Raw genomic sequence first — 17157 nt, 5'->3', positions numbered from 1 at the left:
GGTGACATTCAGCGCCTGGGATCATTTAACGCCGCATGTAACCCGCTCATTCGCCGTGTCTGGCGCTGAATGGCGTTTTCCAGTCGCTCCCGGGGAGCGATGAGGGTGAAGCATTTGCGGGCGCGGGTGATGGCCGTGTAGAGCAGTTCGCGGCTGAGGACGGGGCTGTCTTCCGGGGGAATGATGAGGACGGTGTGGGCAAACTCAGAACCCTGTGCCTTGTGGACGGTCATGGCCCAGGCGCTTTCGGTGTGGTTGAGGCGGCTGGGGAGGATGGCGCGGGGGGGGGCTTCGCCATTGGGGAAGTAGACGCGCAGGCGTTTATCCAGGTCGGGCAGGGCGATGCCGATGTCGCCATTGCTGAGGCCGAGGTTGGGATCATTGCGGGTGACGAGGGTGGGGCGGCCGGCATACCAAAGGCCGCGGCTCTGCAGGATGCCCTGGCGCTGCAAGTAGTCTTCGATGGCGCGGTTGACGCCGGTAACGCCCCAGGGGCCTTGGCGCAGGGCACAGAGGACGCGGAAACCAGCGTAGTCGTTGAGGATGGTTTTAACCCATGCGCTATGTTGTTGCCGGTCTTTGGGTGGCGGCTGGCCTGCAGTTTGCCAGACCGGACCATAGGCGCTTTCCGAGCGGGCGAGTTCCAGTATCTGGTGGATGGCGGGGGCGGGTTGCCAGGCGAGGGTGCCAGTGTGCGCCGTTTGCAGGATACGGATGGCGGTTTCGGGGTGGCCGCTATGCACGGCGTCCGCCAGCGCGCCGATTTCTGCATTGAAGCGATGGCTGCGTTGCAGGCGGATGATGTTTGCGGCAAGGGGGCCGGGGCCGTTGTCGCCGGGCTGCGGCGCGGCACCGCAACTGGCCTGCATATAGCGGCAGGTCTCGGCGTCGTATTTACCGCTGCCGAGACTGAGTTCGGCCAGCACCGCTCCCGCTTCGACGGAGGCAAGCTGGTCCTGATCGCCGAGGAGGATGAGGCGGGCCGCAGGCGGCAGGGCGCGGAGCAAGGCGGCCATCATCTCCTGATGAATCATGGAGGCTTCGTCCACCACGAGTACGTCCAGTTCGAGGGGGTTGGCGGCATCGTGGCGAAAGCGACGACTGTCGGGGCGGGCGCCGAGCAGGCTGTGCAGGGTGCGCGCCGGACGCAGGCGGGCGAAGGCGGCAGTCATATCGGGTATTCGGCTCAATTGCGGAAGGGTGCCGACCGCGCTCTGCAGGGATTCGTCGATGCGCACGGCGGCCTTGCCGGTGGGGGCGGCAAGCACGATGCGCAGGGGTGTGCTGCTGGTCGCCATGAGCAAGGCCATGAAGCGCGCGGCGGTGTAGGTTTTGCCGGTACCGGGGCCGCCGGTGATGATGCTGAAGTGGCTGCGCAGGGCGAGGGCGCAGGCGATTTTTTGCCAGGGGAGTGCATCGTCGGGTTCATCAGATGCCGGGAAAAGCTGCTCCAGCCAGGGCCTTAAGACCTCGGGGTTGGCGGCATCGGCGACGCGCTGTTGGGCGCGCTGGCGCAGGGTCGCGGCGATGAATTGCTGGTCGCGCCAGTAGCGGCGCAAATAGAGGCGGGCGGCGCTGAGGACCAGGGGTGTTTCTGCGCCGTTTGCCGGGTCGGAGGCGTTGCGTTCGGTGACCTGTACGCAGAGGCTACGGGCGAGGGTTTCCGTCCATTGGGCGGCATGGGGCCAGTCACCGAGTGCGGTGGCCAGCATGGCGTGCCCCGACGCAGGCCAGTCCAGGAAGCGTTCGGGCGCGCCGAGGAAGTCTTCCAGCGCGATGCAGGTGTGGCCTTCTCCCTCCAGCCGCGCGAGGAGGGCGCCCGCCAGGGGCAGGAGGGCCGGGGCCTGCGGGTCCAGGCGGATGAGGAACTGCGCGAAGGCAAGGTCGAGGGGCCGTAGCCAGCCGGCGCTGGTCCAGGCGCGGAGTTGGTCGATCATGGGGCTGGTCATGGGCTTACTCCTGGCTGGGTTGCTCGCTGCGGTCCGCCGAAGAGGCCGTCGAGGGCATCGAGCAGGGCGAGGTCGGCGGGAAGATGGAGCATGCCTTGCTCCGGTCCTTGCAGCCCGCGCAGGAAGAAGAAGAGGGTGCCGCCGAGATGGGCCTCGGGCCGGTAACGGCTGCCCATGCGCTGGCGCAGCAGGCGGTGCAGGGCCAGTTGGTAGAGGCTGGATTGCAGTTCGTAGCGATGACCGAGGGTGGCGTCGCGCAGTGCTTTGGCGTGGTAATCGGCATCCTCGCTGCCGAGCACGTTGGATTTGTAATCGAGGACGTAGTAACGCCCCCCCTGCTCGAAGACGAGGTCCATGAAGCCGCGCATCATGCCGTGAATGACCCGCTGGGGGAGCCTGGGGCGATCGGCGTCGGGGAAAATATGTTGTTGGCAGAGCCTGTCCAGGTCGTCGCTGCGCAAGGCGTCGCTGGGAAACCAGAAGGCCATTTCGCTCAGGGTGTCGCTGAGATCGCAGAGCGTCGCCGTGAGGGGGGCAAGGGGGCTATGGACGATGGCTTGCAGCCATTCGGCGGTCTCCTCGACCCAGTCGCCCAGGCCGGCCTGGGCGCAGGTCTTATGCAGTTGTTCGGCAAAGTGGTCCTGACCGATTTGGGCAAAGCCGTTCCGGGCGAGGCGTTGCAGTTGGTCGTGAAGAAAGGTGCCGGCGTTCATGCCTTGCGGGTAGCGATGCCATGGCGCGCCAGCCTGGGCGCGCCGGGGCGTCGGTGGCGCCGCCGGGTCGGCAGGGAGTTCGCGCACCAGATGGGAGAAGCTGGCAACGCCCCAGTGCTTCTCGAAGCTGGCGGTGTACTCTGCAGGCGGGTTGTGGGCGTTGTCGAGGGGCCGCATGAACAGCGTCGTGGGGATGCTGTCCGGTAGCGTCTCGACGACAATCTCCGGAGAGCGGCGGGCGCAGTCTTCGAGCAAGGTGGCGAGATCGCGGGCGGTGCGTTCGCTACCCAGCAGATGGGCGATGGCACTGCCGGTGAAGATATGGGATTTCCTGTCCTGGCGTTCGGCGAGGCCCAGCCAGAGGGCGTGTTCGGCGCGGGTGAGGGCGACATAGAGGAGGCGGAGATCTTCCTGCAACCGTGCCCTTTCTGCCGCTGCCGTGTCGCCGCTTTCCCAGTGGATGGCGGACTGTCCGTCCGCGCTGTGGATGACCGTAAAGGGGTTGGCCCTGGCGGGCCTGCAGGTGGCGATGAAGGGCAAAAAAACCAGGGGATATTGCAGACCTTTGGCGGCGTGGATGGTGACCACGCGCAGCAGTCCGGCATCGCTCTCCAGACGCAGGATGTGGGCATCACTCTGATCGCTTCCGGCGGCGATGGCCTCGCGCAGGTGGCGAATGAGGGCCTCGGGACCGTCGAGGGTGGCGCTCGCCTGCTGCAAGAGTTCACCGAGGTGGAGCAGGTTGGTGAGGCGACGTTCGCCTTCGGGCTGCGTCAGCAAGCGGGCGGCAATGCCGAACTGATGGATGCTGTGGTGGAGCATGGCCAGGACGCCCTGCCGCCGCCACTGCCGGGACAGATCCTGGAACTGCTCCAGTTGCGCCTCCCAGGCCGCTTCGTCCTGATGAAAGGCGTCCAGGGCGCTGAAAGACCGTCCCAGCAGCGGCAGGGCGAGGGCGACGCGCAGACGGCGGGCATCTTCGGGTTCGGCCACCGCCTCCAGCCAGAGAAGCAGTTCGCGGGCTTCCTCACTGGCATAGACGGAATCCCGCTCCGAGAGAAAGACGCTGCGTAATCGGCGGTGGTGGAGGGCCTGACGGATGCTGGCGGCTTCATGATGATCGCGGACGAGAATGGCGATGTCCTTGGCCTCCAGCCGTCGGGTGATTTCTCCCTCCTGCGCGAATCCTGCTTCCGGGTTGTCGAGCAGTCCGACAATGCATTCTGCGGCCTGTGCTGCGCAGCGTTCCAGATAGTCGCCTTTGTTCAGTTTCCCGCCGGCATTCCAGAAAGTCAGCGCGGGGGCGGCTTTGCCATGGATCCGCCAGACTTTTTGGTGGCCATGGGCCTGCACCGGCTGGTAAGGGAGCGGGTTGTCGGCACCGGGGGCCGCATAGGCAAAAGCGCCTTGGGGGTCGTCGTGTTCGGCGGCGGTGTAGATGGCGTTGAGGGCGCTGACCAGCGCATGGCTGGAGCGATAATTGGTGCCGAGGGCGTAATGGCGGCCCTCGGTCAGGCGACGTGCCTGCAGATAACTGCCGATGTCCGCGCCGCGAAAGGCGTAGATGGACTGTTTGGGGTCACCGATGAGCAGAAGCAGGGTATTGGGGTCGTTGTCGGCGGCGTGGTAGATGTCGTCGAAGATCTGGTATTGCAGGGCGGAGGTGTCCTGAAACTCGTCGATGAGGGCGGCGGGATATTTCTGCCGCAGGCGGGCGGCGAGTGCCGGTCCCTGGGTTTTGTCGTGCAGTACCCTGGCGAGGCGCTGCTGATAGTCGGCAAAGCTGACCTGCCCGCTCTGGGCCTTGAGCTGACTCAGCCGGGCGTTGATCCAGGCGGCGGCGTGGGTGCGAATTTCACCATGCAGTTGGGCGAACTGTTGGGCGATGGTTTCCAACTCCCTGAACAGGGTATCCAGTGTCTCGGCAGCGGGGTGGATGACGAGAGGCGGTGTTTTTTTGCAATACTCGGGCAGTTGGCTGGCAGCAAGGCGCTGGCATTTATCCGGTTCGTCGGGAATCAATATATCGGAATGGTCGGCCCAATCACGCAGCGCGGCGAGGGCCCGACTGACAATCGCTGCGCTTAGGCTTTTACCATTCAATGGATTGTCTGCCTTGGGACCGTTTACGAGCCCCAACAGCCACTCCGCAAAAGCATCATGCTCCGCCGCCCATTGCGCCTTGAGGGTGGCGAGCTGCCGTCGGGGCGCACCGACGGCGGCGGACAGCCAGTCCGCCAGTGTCGATTCGGGGGCGGGCAGGGGCGGATCGAGTTTGCACAGGGCTTCTGTTTCCTGCCGGATCTTGTCGGGACTGGAAAAGAGCTGGAGGACCTCATCGAGGACGGGTTCGCTCAGCGGATAGATCTCCTGCCGCCAGAAGTCGCGCACCGCGTCGTCGCGCAGATCGGTCTCATCCAGAAGCAGCGTCTCGCGGAAGTCGCTGCCGGTGGCAAAGGCGTGCTCGCGCAGGGTGCGCTGGCACCAGGCGTCAATGGTGAAAATGGCGCTGTCATCCATGGCATCGGCCGCCAAGGCAAGCTGATGCGCGGCGCGGGCGCGGACCACGGGGTCGGGATGGTCGGCCAGCAGCGCTTCGAGAAAGGGATCTGGCTGCGTTGGATGTTCGCTGCCGCGGAAATATCGGGCGGCCGTTTGCAGGCGATCGCGGATGCGTTCCTTGAGTTCCTGGGTGGCGGCGCGGGTGAAGGTCATCACCAGAATATCTTCGGGCAGAAGAGGGCGTGCGAAGCGCTCACCTTCTGCGCCATGCCCAAGGATCATGCGCAGATAGAGGGCGGCGATGGTCCAGGTTTTGCCGGTGCCGGCGCTGGCCTCGATGAGGCGGCTGCCGTGCAGGGGCAGGTGCAGGGGGTCGAGGATCGTGGTCATGGATGCGCCTGCCATTCCAGGGTTTCCAGCCAGTCGGCGAAGGGGCGGTAGAGGGCTGCGGCGTATTCTGCGAAGCCGCGTCGTTGCAGCCCGGTTCGGGCGCTGCTGAGGGCGGCGAAGTCGGGATAATCGCGGAACAGGTTGAGATTTTTCCTGACTTCGCCGGGCAGGTGGTCATTGCCGTCGTAAATCGGCGCCGGGTTTTTGCCCTGCAGACTGACGAGGGCGGTTTTGAGGGTGACCGGCAGGGGCTCGCAGAGACCTTCCTGCCAGAGATCCAGCAGATCGTCCAGTGCGGCCATGGCGCCCGGTGGCGGTGGCGCGGCGCGGACAAGCACATCCCGGCCCACCACGATGCCATCGCAGCGCAGGCCGACGGCATTGGCGAGCAACTGTTGGAGCCAGAGCGCTGCGAGTTTATCCCCTTCGGGTTTTTGGCTCTCCTTATTCAGTAGGCGACTGGCGCGGAGCTGGACGAAGGCGAGGTCTCCTGCACTGTTTTGGTGCAATGTGGGCAGCCAGTCCTCCAGCAATATCCGGCCGTGGGCATGGGTAATAGCCTGTCGTTGCGGCGCTGCGGCCCATTCCATGCGGATCTCCTGCCAGACGGTCAGGACGGGAGTGATGTCGTCGAGCAGCGCGGCCGCGGTTCTCGCCGCCATGCCCGCGAGGGGATAGCGACCACCGCGCTGTTGTGCCCGCGCTCTTTCGGCAACTCGGTCAGGGCCGTTTTTTTCTGCGGCGCGGAGCAGGTCTTCGAGCAGGTGATAGGTTTCGAGGCTGTCCAGCGTGAAGGGTTCGTCGTCCTCCTCAGCCGGATCTTCTTCGTTGAAGTCCGTGCGCAGGCGTTGCCGGTAAAAGGCGCGGGCGGGCAGGCGAAAAAACTCCAGCAGCTCGCGGATGCTGCGGGGGGTGACCTCGGCGGGGTCGGGTAGCGCGGTGTTTTCCGGGGCGCTGTGCGGAGAGGGATACCACTCGCGGGCCCAGGTGCGCAGGCCGGGTTTGCCGGACAGATAGTCGGGGCTGAAGGGTTGTAGGGGATGCTCGAAAGTGCGCTCTTCCAGGGCCAGCGGCCAGCCGTCGCGAATGGCCTCCCGCAACTGCGCCACCAGCAGGGAGGGCGCCCGTTCATGGTTATTGCGCTGATCCCTTCCCGCCCAACTGACGTAGATCTCCTGACGGGCGGCCAGGAGCGCCTCCAGCATCAGATAGCGGTCGTCATCGCGGCGGGAGCGGTCGCCGGGGCGGGCCATGCCGGGTAGCGCCATGAGGTCGAAGTCCGGACGGGGGCTGCGCCGCGGGTAATCGCCCTCGTTCATACCGAGCAGGCAGACCAGCGGGTAGGGCACCGCGCGCATGGGCAGGAGGGTGCAGAAGGTGACTCCGCCGCCAAGAAAGCTGCGCCCCAGATCCGGCGCATCCAGCATCTCCAGCCAGGCGCCGCGAAATACCGCGAGGGGGAGCGCTTCGTCAAAACCTGCCGCCGCGCAGTCCTCCAGCCATTGGCGCAGGGCCTCTTCCAGATTTTGCAGGAGCGCCTCATCGTCGTCATCGCTGGCGCTGAAAAAGTCCGTGAGCAGGTTGCGGGCCGCTTCACCCCAGCGTCCCGGCACCAGAAATTCCACCAGAACGTGCTGCCAGTGCTCCAGCTTTTCCAGCAATTGACCGAGGGGGCCGAGGAGCGCGGCGTCCAACCCGCCCACCTCGCCGTAGGCCTCGATCCCGGAGAAATGGCTGTCGTCGCCGTTGGCATAGCCGAGGCAGAGGCGTTGCAGGGCAAAGTCGCCGCTGTTCTGGGGACCGCAATGGGGCATGCCTAGCGCGGCCCGGTGCTCTGCCGAGAGCCCCCAGCGCCAGCCGGCCTCGGCCAGCCAGTGCTGCACGATGGGCAGGTCCTCCAGTTCCAGACCAAAGCGCCGGCGCAGGGCGGGGCAGTTGAGGAGATCGCGGATTTCGCTCTGTCGGCAGCGCTGTTCTGGCAGCCGCAGCAGCCAGTCCAGGGCCAGGAGCAGGGGCTGTTCGTCGCGGGCCTGCAGATCGACGATGTGGTAGGGAATGTAACGCCTGTCTTCCCGGTCATATTGATCGAAAGTGGCGCGGATGAGGGGCGCAAAACCGCCGATCTCCGGGACCATGACGATTACGTCGCGGGGTTGCAGTGTGCCGGCGGCAAAGCGGTCCAGCAGTTGATCGTGGAGAATCTGCACCTCGCGCAGGGCGCTGTGGGCGATGTGAAAGACCACGGAGTGATCGTTGTCGTCGAGCGCCGTGCAGGTTTCCGGCCTGATGCCTTCCAGATCACGGATTTGCACCTGCAACTGGCGCAGGAGGGTGGCGCCCTGATCTTCGCTGAAGAGATCGATGCGCGGGATGTCCATCTGGCGCTGCAATGCCGCCGTTTCATCGAACTGGTCCAGCAGATGGAGAAAATCCCGGCCCTGACGTCCCCAGGCCGCGAGCAGGGGGTTGCCGAACTGATGCAGGTCCTCTGTTGCGGTGGCAGAGAGATCGTGGCCGTTGCGCGGGGATTGGCGACGGCGCTCGCGCCTGAGCAATTCGCGTCCCGAGACGATGTCGGCCCAGTGGTAGCGGCAGGGGTTGGGCACCGCAAGGATCACCTGCATCTGCCGGCCCAGCGCGGCCAGCGCGGTCAGACTCTGTTCCGGCAGGGTGGCTGCTCCGAAGATGACGACGCGGCGGGGCAAGGGCGTTACGGGGGGGCGCCCGGCATTCAGGGCGGCGAGAAATTGCTCATGCACCTGCGCCCGGCCCAGCGCCTGGTCCTGCCCGCTGCTGTGCAGGTCCTGCCGTAACGCCTGCCAGAGCCGGGGTTGCCAGCACTGGTCGGCGGGCAGGGTCACCCGCTCGCCATCGCCCCGCCGCAGCAGGGACTGGTCTGTGGCCCAGTCCGCCAGCCAGTCGCCACGATAGACCTGATACTGGTCGAAGAGATCGGCGATCTGCGCGGCCATTTGCCAGCGCCGCTCCAATGCGCCGTCCGGCCGCTGTGACTGGCCGATAAAATGCCGCAAGGGGGCGAAATCGGCATGGGCCAGCAGTTCCGGCAAGAGCCGCATCAGTCGCCAGGTGAGCGGTGCCTTGTCCAGCGGCGCGCGGCCCGAGACGATGCCGGTGCCCAGCACCCGTGCATAGCTTTCCCAGAGAAAACGCCCCGGCAGGGCGACGCGCACCGCTGCACAGATGCCCTCATGGGCTGCCAGTGTCCATTGCAGCCACTCGGCGATGCCGTTGCTCTGGACGAGGAAGATTTCCTCTTCCAGTGGCCGAAGCGGGTGCTCGCGCAACCATTCCAGAACGGCATCGCCGAGCCACTCCAGACGGTCGCCGTGGAGGACGATAAAGCCCGGTTCGATTTCCGGATGACTCATGCGAGGGCGGGCGCCGAGCCGACCGGCGTGATTCGGTATGGATTCTTTGACCGTTCGCGGGCATCTGCCTGAAAACAACCCAGTAAACGTCTGTGCCGGCTCATCCCCGCCCCCTCTTGCGACTTCGGTAAGGTTATGGGTGTTTTGTCATGCGACCCTGCCCTTGTTGCGAGTATAACCCAGAACTCCGGTAACAAACCGTCCCGCTCCGCGTGATGAACCACGAGGCGGAAATCCAGCAGGCCATCGCGGACGTTATTCGGGCGCAGCGGGCGTCATCGTCACCCCGAGTGGGGCATGCTCATTCCTTGCTGTCGACGAGGAGATTTTCTATCCGGCGATCCGGAATCAACCACAACAAGGCCAGGCCCAGATAGATGAGTTTGGCCGCCGTGGGGGACCATTGGGCGGAAACAATACCTATGAAATAGAGGGCGGGCGAGGCCTTCCCTTTCCAGTCTCGACCGACGGCGCGGCGCAAGGTCGGCGCCCCGGCGGCGATAATGCAAGACTGGAGAATAAGATAGGCGACGGCGGCCATAAAAAGTACGACGCCGTACAGTTCGGTAGGAGCGACGGCGAAATGGTTTTCACCCATCCAGCTCGTCACAAACGGAAACAAAGAGAGCCAGAAGAGCAGGTGCAGATTGGCCCAGAGAATGGCGCCGTTCACCTTTCCGCTGGCCTGTAGCATGTTGTGATGGTTATTCCAGTATATGCCGACGTAGATAAAGCTCATCACATAACTGAGGAACACCGGGAGCACCGGCAGGAGGGCATGCAGGTGCTCACCAGGGGGCACTTTCATTTCGAGGACCATGATGGTGATGATGATAGCGATCACGCCATCACTAAAGGCCTCCAGTCGATTTCTGCCCATACGGTATTCCCTTGCCCCAGTCGGATGATTCCGCGCCCATACAGGTTGATGTCTGCTATTTTTACAAATCCCCCCAATCCGGCGCGGCCAGGCGGAAGCTATCCTCCTGATGCTGGTAACGCCGCTCCCAGGGCCGCGGCGTGAGCTCGGCGCCGCCCTGTTTGACGGCCAGCACCTGGTGCAGGGCTGACCAGTTGCGCCAGAAGGCATAGGCGCAGCCCGCCATGTAGATGGCCCAGATGCGATAGCGCTTGTCCCCCACCATGGCGACGGCTTCGTCCTTGTGTGCTTCCAGGCGTTGTACCCAGTGGATAAGAGTCTGGGCGTAGTGGGGGCGGAGGTTTTCCACATCCAGGACTTCCAGATCCTGTCCCGCCATTTCCAGTACCAGGCGCCACAGATGCGGGATTTCCCCGTCGGGGAAGACGTACTTGTCCATGAAATCGCTGCCGGAATGATGTCCGTCTTCGTCGTCCTGCTGGCTGGCGGTAATGCCATGATTCATCACCCAGCCACCTTCCTTGAGCACCCGGTTGATGACGCCAAAATATTCTCCCAGCTTGGCGCGGCCGACGTGCTCGAACATCCCAACCGAAGACACCTTATCGAAATAATCCCGTTCGGGGATGTCGCGGTAATCCTGCAGGCGGATTTCCACCCGATCCGCCAGCCCCTCCCGTTCCATACGTTCCTTGGCGTAGGCAAACTGCTGCTCGCTGAGGGTAACGCCCACGCCCTGAATCCCGTAATGTGTTGCGGCCCAGCTCAGCAGACCACCCCAGCCGCAGCCGATATCCAGAAGCTTTTCACCCGGCTGCAGATGGAGTTTGCGGCAGATATGGTCCAGCTTCTGCTCTTGGGCGGTGTCGATATCTTCCGCACCGGTTTTGAAGTAGCCGCAGGAGTAGACCATATTGCGGTCCAGCCAGAGCTTGTAGAAGTCGTTGGAAACATCGTAGTGGTAGTGAATCACATCGGCATCCCGGGATTTGCTGTGGGTGGCCTGATGTTTGCGGAAAATGCCGATTTTGGGTTTTTTGGCGGGGAAGGCGTCACTCAGCCCTTCCGCCACCGCGAGAATATCCTGATAGCGACCATCGATGCCGATGGTGCCCTCCACATATCCTTCGCCAAGCACATCCAGGGCACTGCCCATGAGCATGCGCGAGATGAGTTTGGCGGAGCTGATGCGCATGGTGACGCGGATGTCCTGGTTAAAGGCGTATTCATGGCCATCCCAGAAGACGATGCGCAGAAACAGCGGCTTTCCGTTGAGACCCTTTTTGACGTGGTCCAAAAAGTTGGTGCGTAGATCTTTCACGTTGAGACTCCTGTCCTTTCAAGCCAAGCGGAACGGCAGAAACGCCCGCTCATCAGTGCGAACGTCTGCCCCCCAATTCAGTGTAGAACATCCTCGCTCGTTGAAATTCCCGTCAGCATCTGTAACAGCGGGTTACGGGACAAGCCCGCCGCAATCATCACTGCATGAAAAGTGCCCTCCAGGGTGGCAATGGCGCCAGCGCGGCGTCCGAAACCGCCATTCACTGGCTGGCATGCACGCACATAGGCCATGACGGCCTCTGGATACTGTGGCGCGATGTGGAGATGCACCATCTGTAGTATCCCCCAGAAGATGGCCTCCAGACGGGTGCTGGCGCCATCGGGGCTGAGACGCAGGCCGAGGGTGGCATCTTCGCAGTCATGCAGGAAGATTCGATCCTGCGGGCGATGGGGCTGACCCAGAAGCCGCTGCAAGGCCCAGGCGATGCCGCTGTCGATCAGGTTGGGGTGACTGCCGAAGCCTCCGGCGACGGCCTCCATGCCATGCAGAATCGCTTCGGCGCCGCTACGCATGATTTCGGGCAGGGGCTCATCCGGGGCGAGCAGGCGCTGCAGTTGGATACAGCGCTGCCAGTCCCGCAGTGTCTCGCTATTGGCTGCTTTTTTACGGCCTGCGGCTTGGGCCGCCCAATTCAGTACATGCGGGCGCGGATCGCGGAGAGGGGCAGCGGCCAACAGACTCAGGGCGCGCACGCCAAAACTGGCATTGGTCAGGCTGGAATACCGCCCCTGATCGTCCTGCAGGGAGTGCAGCCAGCGGACCAGCTCGGCGCGGTGGGGAATAGCCATGCCCCAGAAGCGGAGTACGGCAACGGCGTAATAGGTATCCGGTGCGGTGGACTCTTCCACGCCCCAGACCCGGTAGAAACAAAAGCCGCCATCCGCCGACTGACGGCTCAGCACGTAGTTTTGCGCCCGTGCCCAGAGTTTCTGGTCATTATCCATGTCCATGCCCGTCATCCACATTCAACGCTCTGATATCCCACCCGCAAGCCGGACAAATCATTCGCAGCAGCAGTCAGCTTCCCAGCGCAGAATGTGGCCCGGTGGCACCAATTCCCGCAGGTGCGGCATCACCGCATCCACGGCCTCCGGTTCGTCAAAAAATTCCAGTACCAGCGGCAAATGCACATTGAGGCGCAGAACATCGTCGGCATGCACTTGTCCTTTGCTGCCAAAGCCCGCGATACCGCGAAAGGCGGTGACGCCATGGACCTTGTACTGGTCGTGGAGCATGCGGAAGATTTCTTCCATGAGATTGTGTCCGCTATGTTTGTCGCCTTCTTTGATATAAATGCGTACTACGGATACGGTCGTCATGATGCACCTCTCAGATACTGCGGGAAACCCAGGCCCCGGCAAAAGCGGCACCGACGCACAGAAACAATGATGTAAACATATATAGCAGCGCCTTGATGGCTTCGCCATTTTCAAAAAGCACCAAGGTTTCGAGGGAAAACGTCGAAAAAGTGGTGTAGGCACCCAGGCCGCCGGTGAGTATGCCCGTGCGCAATTCCGGGCTCACGGAAATACGTTCCAAGGTCTCGAAAAACAGAAAGCCCATGATAAAACAGCCCAGGACATTGATGCTCAGGGTAGCCCAGGGAAAACCGCGGCCGAATGCCGCCTGCACCAACAGGGTCTGTCCATAACGCGCCCAGGCGCCGAGCACCGCGAACAGGGCAATGAAGCCGAAAGTGGCGAACATCTCTACTCCTTATACGTTACAAATAAAAGACGCAAAAACAACGATCAACAATATTCCGAATTCCGATTGCGCACGAAATATTCACGTTCCGGATGTCAACTATGGAAAAGGCCAGCAGGATGAAAAAACCGCCAAGGGTCAGGATGAGGCCGCCACCGAGGATATCGCCCATGTCCGAGAGCGGCAGGGGAAAATTGGTCAGCACCGGTATCAGCAGGGTTTTGTGGAAGAGTTTCCAGAGATCCCGATAGGGCTGGAAGATGGACGGCCCCTGTCCGCGCTGAACGCGCTCTTCCATGGTGACCATGAAGCCGTGCAGGAGCGGTGATAACAAAAGCACCGCCAAGACTTGCTCACACTGCAGGACGATATCGTCGAGCATACCTTCCCCTTATATGACTTCCGACTCCCCACCGCCCGATCTTGCGATCAGGATCAGTAGCAGTCATTAGCCTATAAAGGCGGTTATTGGGCGGACTCCATCGCCACACGTTTTATTGATGGTAGTAAGGCGCAATGGCATGGTCAAGGCTTTTCGTGCGCGGGCTGATCCGCAACAGGGCGATATTTTCGCGGTTATAGATCTCGTAGCGCAGTAGGACGGTCTGCTGCCGGTATGCCGCGGGCACGGCGGCGCGAACAGCGGCGACGGTGTGTGCCGGGCAGACGAGATAGAGCGGCTCCGGACCGAGTAGCGCCGGTAATTCCGTCAGGGTCTGCAAATGACGGATGGGCATGTTGCCGCGCCCGGCATAAAATAGAAAGCTCGGCTGAAACCATTGCCAGGACGCCAGCCGATATGGCTGCGGACCTTGCAGGGCGGCAATGCGTTGCCCCATCTCCCGGGAGGGCTTCACCCCATTCAAGGACGGGGTGATGACCAAGACCAGCAAGGCGGTTAGCGCCACGCCGCCGACGCCCAGAGTCGCCCATGCCGGCACCCAGCGCCGCTGCCAGAGCAGGGCGCCGGCGCCGGTCGCAGCCAGCAGATAAGGCAGGCCGATCTCCACCATATCCGGCAGGTGCGGCTCGCGTAGCGGTAGGACCAGGCCCGCAAAAAGACTCATGGCCAGTCCGATCAGGAACAGCACCCCGGCTGACAGGATCAACCCCCGGCGTGTGGGGCGAGTGGTACCCGCCCGGACTTTCTCGAAATAGGCGGCCAGCAGAATGAAGAGCGGCGGATAGGCTTCCCAGACGTAATTGGGGAGTTTGGTAGCGGAGAGGGTGAAAAAACCGATCCACGCCACCGCCCAGACCAGCAGGAACGATGTCTTCGGATGGCTGCGCAAAAATTGCCGCCGGGAAAGCCATATCTCCCGGAAAACCTGGGGTAAAAAAATCGACCAGGGCAGCATCCCGAGGAAGGTGCTGATGAGATAATAGACCCAAGGACCACGGTGCCCCTGCATGCTGTCGCTGAAGCGGCCGATGTTCTGTTTGAAGATGAACGCGCGATCCCAGGCCCAATGGGTTTCGACGCCGACGGCAAGATACCAGGGCAGGGCGATGATCAGAAAGATCGGCACTCCCCAGGTCAGCCGGCCTTCCCGCCAGAGAAAGGACAGCTCCCTGCGCAGCAGCAAAAACAGGACGATGATCAGGCCAGGCAAGAGAAATCCAATGGGGCCCTTGTCCAGCGTGGCGAGGGCCATGGCGGCATAGGCGATGAGGATTTCGCGGCTGCGTATGTCCGGGAACAGATAACCGCGCAGGTAACTCAGCAGGGCGATCGTCACCGTCAGGATCAGCAGCGGATCGGGGGTGGCGCTGCGGAAAATCACCGTGCTGTGCAGTGCCGTGGCGGTCATCAGCCCGCTGATCAGCGCGATGTTTTCACCATACAGACGCCGCAATCCGATGACCAGATACAGAACCAGCAGGGCGCCGGCAACGGCGGAACCCATCCGCAATCCCCAGGAGTTCATTCCCAGCATTTTTACGCCGGTCCACATCAGCCAGTAGTTCAGCGCCGGCTTGTCAGGCATCAGCCGTGCGTTGAAGGTCGGTACCACCAGATTGTGCTGGGCGATCTGTTCTTTCAGGGATTGCGCGTAGATGGGCTCATCGATGTTCCACAGACTGGTATTGCCCACGTCCCAGCCGAAAAACAGCAGCGCCAGCAAAAAAACCGCGGCTGCCTTGAGTCCGAAGACTCGGCCGACGGCACTACTCCGGGAAAACATGGGCAGATCCCCGAGGAGTTACACGGGCGTCAGGCGGCGACTCGGAAAACCAGGATGAGCTATCGCGCGAAACGGCGGGTAATGAGGCAACAATCAAGGCGAGTAGAGGTTCCGGACCAACAAAGACTGGCAGTATAAGCGGCTCAGCCGATTTTTCAAAAAACGCCCAAAAACAGGTTGATCTACTAACTAGCCAAATTTTCTCACACATTAAATCGTAAAGAATGAATATTACGATAAACTGGTGAAACTGGACAGGGCAGGAAATATCGGCGCAGGCGCAGGCGCGGAGGCGAAGGCGGTATGCGGCACGAAGCCATTGCCTGAATGCTATGATGCCGCGAATTTTTTCGGTGCAAAACCGCTGCCCTTGCAGTGGAGACGCGCCTTGCCTACTCTTGGGTCAGCACTTTTCCGCGTCCGTCCCGTTTTGCGCAAGGAGTTTTTTCGTGTCCACACCCTTGAATACCTCATCCGTCTGGCGGGATTTACAGCAGCATCGGCAAAGTTGGGAGGGCGTGACCCTGCGTCAGCTCTTTCAGGACGACCCGCAGCGCGCCCGGAATTTTTCCGCCGAGGCCTGCGGCCTTTACCTCGATTATTCCAAACACCTCATCAACCCGGAGACCTTGCGTCTGCTGATCACCCTGGCGCGGGCGCGGCACCTGGAAGAACGCCGGGCGGCGATGTTCGCGGGCGAACGGATCAATCGCACGGAGGGGCGGGCGGCTTTTCATGTGGCTCTGCGCGCACCCAAAGGCCATGTCATGCGCACGGCGGGGGTGGATGTGGTGCCAGAAGTCCATAAGGTACTGGACCACATGGCCGCCTTCACCCGATCCATCCACGATGGCACCTGGCGGGGGGCGACCGGTCAGCCCATTCGCAAGATCATCAATATTGGGATTGGTGGCTCCTACCTGGGGCCGGAAATGGCCTGGAAGGCGCTGCGCCCGTATCGTCACCCAGGCATGGAGCTGGGTTTTGTCGCCAATGTGGATGGCGCGACTTTTACCGACGTTACGGCGCATCTGGACCCCGCCGAAACCCTGTTCATCGTCTCTTCCAAAACCTTCACCACCCTGGAGACCATGACCAACGCCCAACAGGCCCGCTATTGGGTTACCTCGGCCCTGGGCGAGGCGGCCGTGGCCCGGCACTTCGTCGCCGTGTCCACCAATGTCGAAGCTGTCAAGGCCTTCGGGATGGATACCGGACACATGTTCGGTTTCTGGGATTGGGTAGGCGGACGTTATTCCATGGATTCGGCCATCGGCCTGTCCACCATGCTGGGGGTGGGGGTGGAACATTTCACCGCCATGCTGGCGGGCTTCCATGCCATGGATAACCACTTTCAGACGGCGCCCCTGGAACAGAACCTGCCGGTGCTCATGGGCCTGCTGGCGCTCTGGTATAACAATTTCTGGGATGCGCAGACCCAGGCCATATTGCCCTATGCCCATGATCTGGCGCGTTTCCCCGCTTATCTTCAGCAACTGCAGATGGAAAGCAACGGCAAGGGCGTGGATGAGGATGGTCACCCGGTTACCGTCGATACGGGCGCCATTATCTGGGGTGAGCCCGGCACCGACGGGCAGCATTCCTTCTATCAATTGATTCATCAGGGTACGCGACTGATTCCCTGTGATTTCATTGGCTTTTGTCAGCCGCTCAGTCCGTTGGCCGAGCAGCACGAGTTGCTGATGGCTAACCTCATCGCCCAGGCCGAGGCGCTGGCCTTTGGCAAGGCGGCGGAGGAATTGCGTGCCGAAGGGGTGGCCGAGGCGTTGGTGCCATTCCGCGTTTTCCCCGGCAACCGGCCCAGCAGCGTCCTTCTGGGGGACCGCCTCGACCCCCATACTCTGGGGGCGCTCGTGGCACTTTACGAGCACAGCGTCTTTACCCAGGGGATTATCTGGGGTATCGACTCGTTTGATCAGTGGGGCGTGGAGTTGGGCAAGGTGTTGGCGCAGCGGATCGTGGCGGAACTGCGGAGTACGGCCCGCCATCCCCACGACGCCTCGACTGCCGCTTTGCTGCAGCGCTATCTGCAGCGCCGGGGTAGCTGATCCTGGCGGGTGTGCCGCGGCTGAAAATTT

General features: G+C 62.4%; 11 protein-coding genes and 1 riboswitch. Of the genes, 2 read left to right on the top strand and 9 right to left on the bottom strand.

Translation table 11 applies throughout. The features are described from left to right. Positions 1-8: 8 nt before the first annotated feature. The 8 genes from recD to crcB form a co-directional block, all read right to left on the bottom strand. The gene (gene recD / locus F6A13_RS13780; protein ID WP_151528353.1) at positions 9-1949 is read right to left on the bottom strand and encodes an exodeoxyribonuclease V subunit alpha; all 1941 of its coding nucleotides are present in this window, start codon (positions 1947-1949) and stop codon (positions 9-11) included. Then, a complete protein-coding gene (gene recB, locus F6A13_RS13775; protein WP_126604434.1) occupies positions 1946-5554 on the bottom strand; it encodes an exodeoxyribonuclease V subunit beta in 3609 nt (1202 codons plus the stop codon). The genes recD and recB overlap by 4 nt, the downstream gene beginning before the upstream one ends. Further along, entirely contained in the window at positions 5551-8943 is a 3393-nt protein-coding gene (gene recC, locus F6A13_RS13770; protein ID WP_151528352.1) for an exodeoxyribonuclease V subunit gamma, read from the bottom strand. The genes recB and recC overlap by 4 nt, the downstream gene beginning before the upstream one ends. Before the next feature lie 301 nt (positions 8944-9244). Next, on the bottom strand, positions 9245-9823 hold the full coding sequence (locus tag F6A13_RS13765; RefSeq protein WP_126604433.1) for a TMEM175 family protein: 579 nt from the start codon (positions 9821-9823) through the stop codon (positions 9245-9247). Between the two features lie 61 nt (positions 9824-9884). Then, complete coding sequence (locus F6A13_RS13760; RefSeq protein ID WP_126604432.1) at positions 9885-11144, bottom strand: SAM-dependent methyltransferase; 1260 nt, start codon at positions 11142-11144, stop codon at positions 9885-9887. Positions 11145-11221: 77 nt separating this feature from the next. Continuing rightward, positions 11222-12115, bottom strand: coding sequence for a prenyltransferase/squalene oxidase repeat-containing protein (locus F6A13_RS13755; protein WP_225981851.1), 894 nt, complete (start codon positions 12113-12115; stop codon positions 11222-11224). Between the two features lie 51 nt (positions 12116-12166). Further along, positions 12167-12484 (bottom strand): DUF190 domain-containing protein, encoded by a 318-nt coding sequence (locus tag F6A13_RS13750; protein ID WP_113527628.1) that lies wholly within the window; start codon positions 12482-12484, stop codon positions 12167-12169. Between the two features lie 10 nt (positions 12485-12494). Next, on the bottom strand, positions 12495-12872 hold the full coding sequence (gene crcB / locus F6A13_RS13745; protein WP_126604431.1) for a fluoride efflux transporter CrcB: 378 nt from the start codon (positions 12870-12872) through the stop codon (positions 12495-12497). Between crcB and F6A13_RS15700 the strand changes: the two genes are divergently transcribed. Next, positions 12862-13200 carry a hypothetical protein gene (locus F6A13_RS15700; RefSeq protein WP_172959335.1) on the top strand — a complete coding sequence of 113 codons (339 nt, stop codon included), beginning with the start codon at positions 12862-12864 and terminating at the stop codon, positions 13198-13200. The genes crcB and F6A13_RS15700 overlap by 11 nt on opposite strands. Before the next feature lie 104 nt (positions 13201-13304). Beyond that, positions 13305-13368: riboswitch (Fluoride riboswitch) on the bottom strand. Here F6A13_RS15700 and F6A13_RS13735 read toward each other — a convergent pair. Next, entirely contained in the window at positions 13367-15058 is a 1692-nt protein-coding gene (locus F6A13_RS13735; RefSeq protein ID WP_126604430.1) for an ArnT family glycosyltransferase, read from the bottom strand. It overlaps the preceding riboswitch by 2 nt. 449 nt (positions 15059-15507) lie before the next feature. Between F6A13_RS13735 and pgi the strand changes: the two genes are divergently transcribed. Then, on the top strand, positions 15508-17127 hold the full coding sequence (gene pgi, locus F6A13_RS13730; RefSeq protein ID WP_126604429.1) for a glucose-6-phosphate isomerase: 1620 nt from the start codon (positions 15508-15510) through the stop codon (positions 17125-17127). Positions 17128-17157 lie beyond the last annotated feature (30 nt).

Source organism: Acidithiobacillus sp. 'AMD consortium' (genome assembly GCF_008926505.1).
Lineage (GTDB): Bacteria > Pseudomonadota > Gammaproteobacteria > Acidithiobacillales > Acidithiobacillaceae > Acidithiobacillus > Acidithiobacillus ferridurans.
This window is presented reverse-complemented; position numbering and strand designations above follow the sequence as displayed.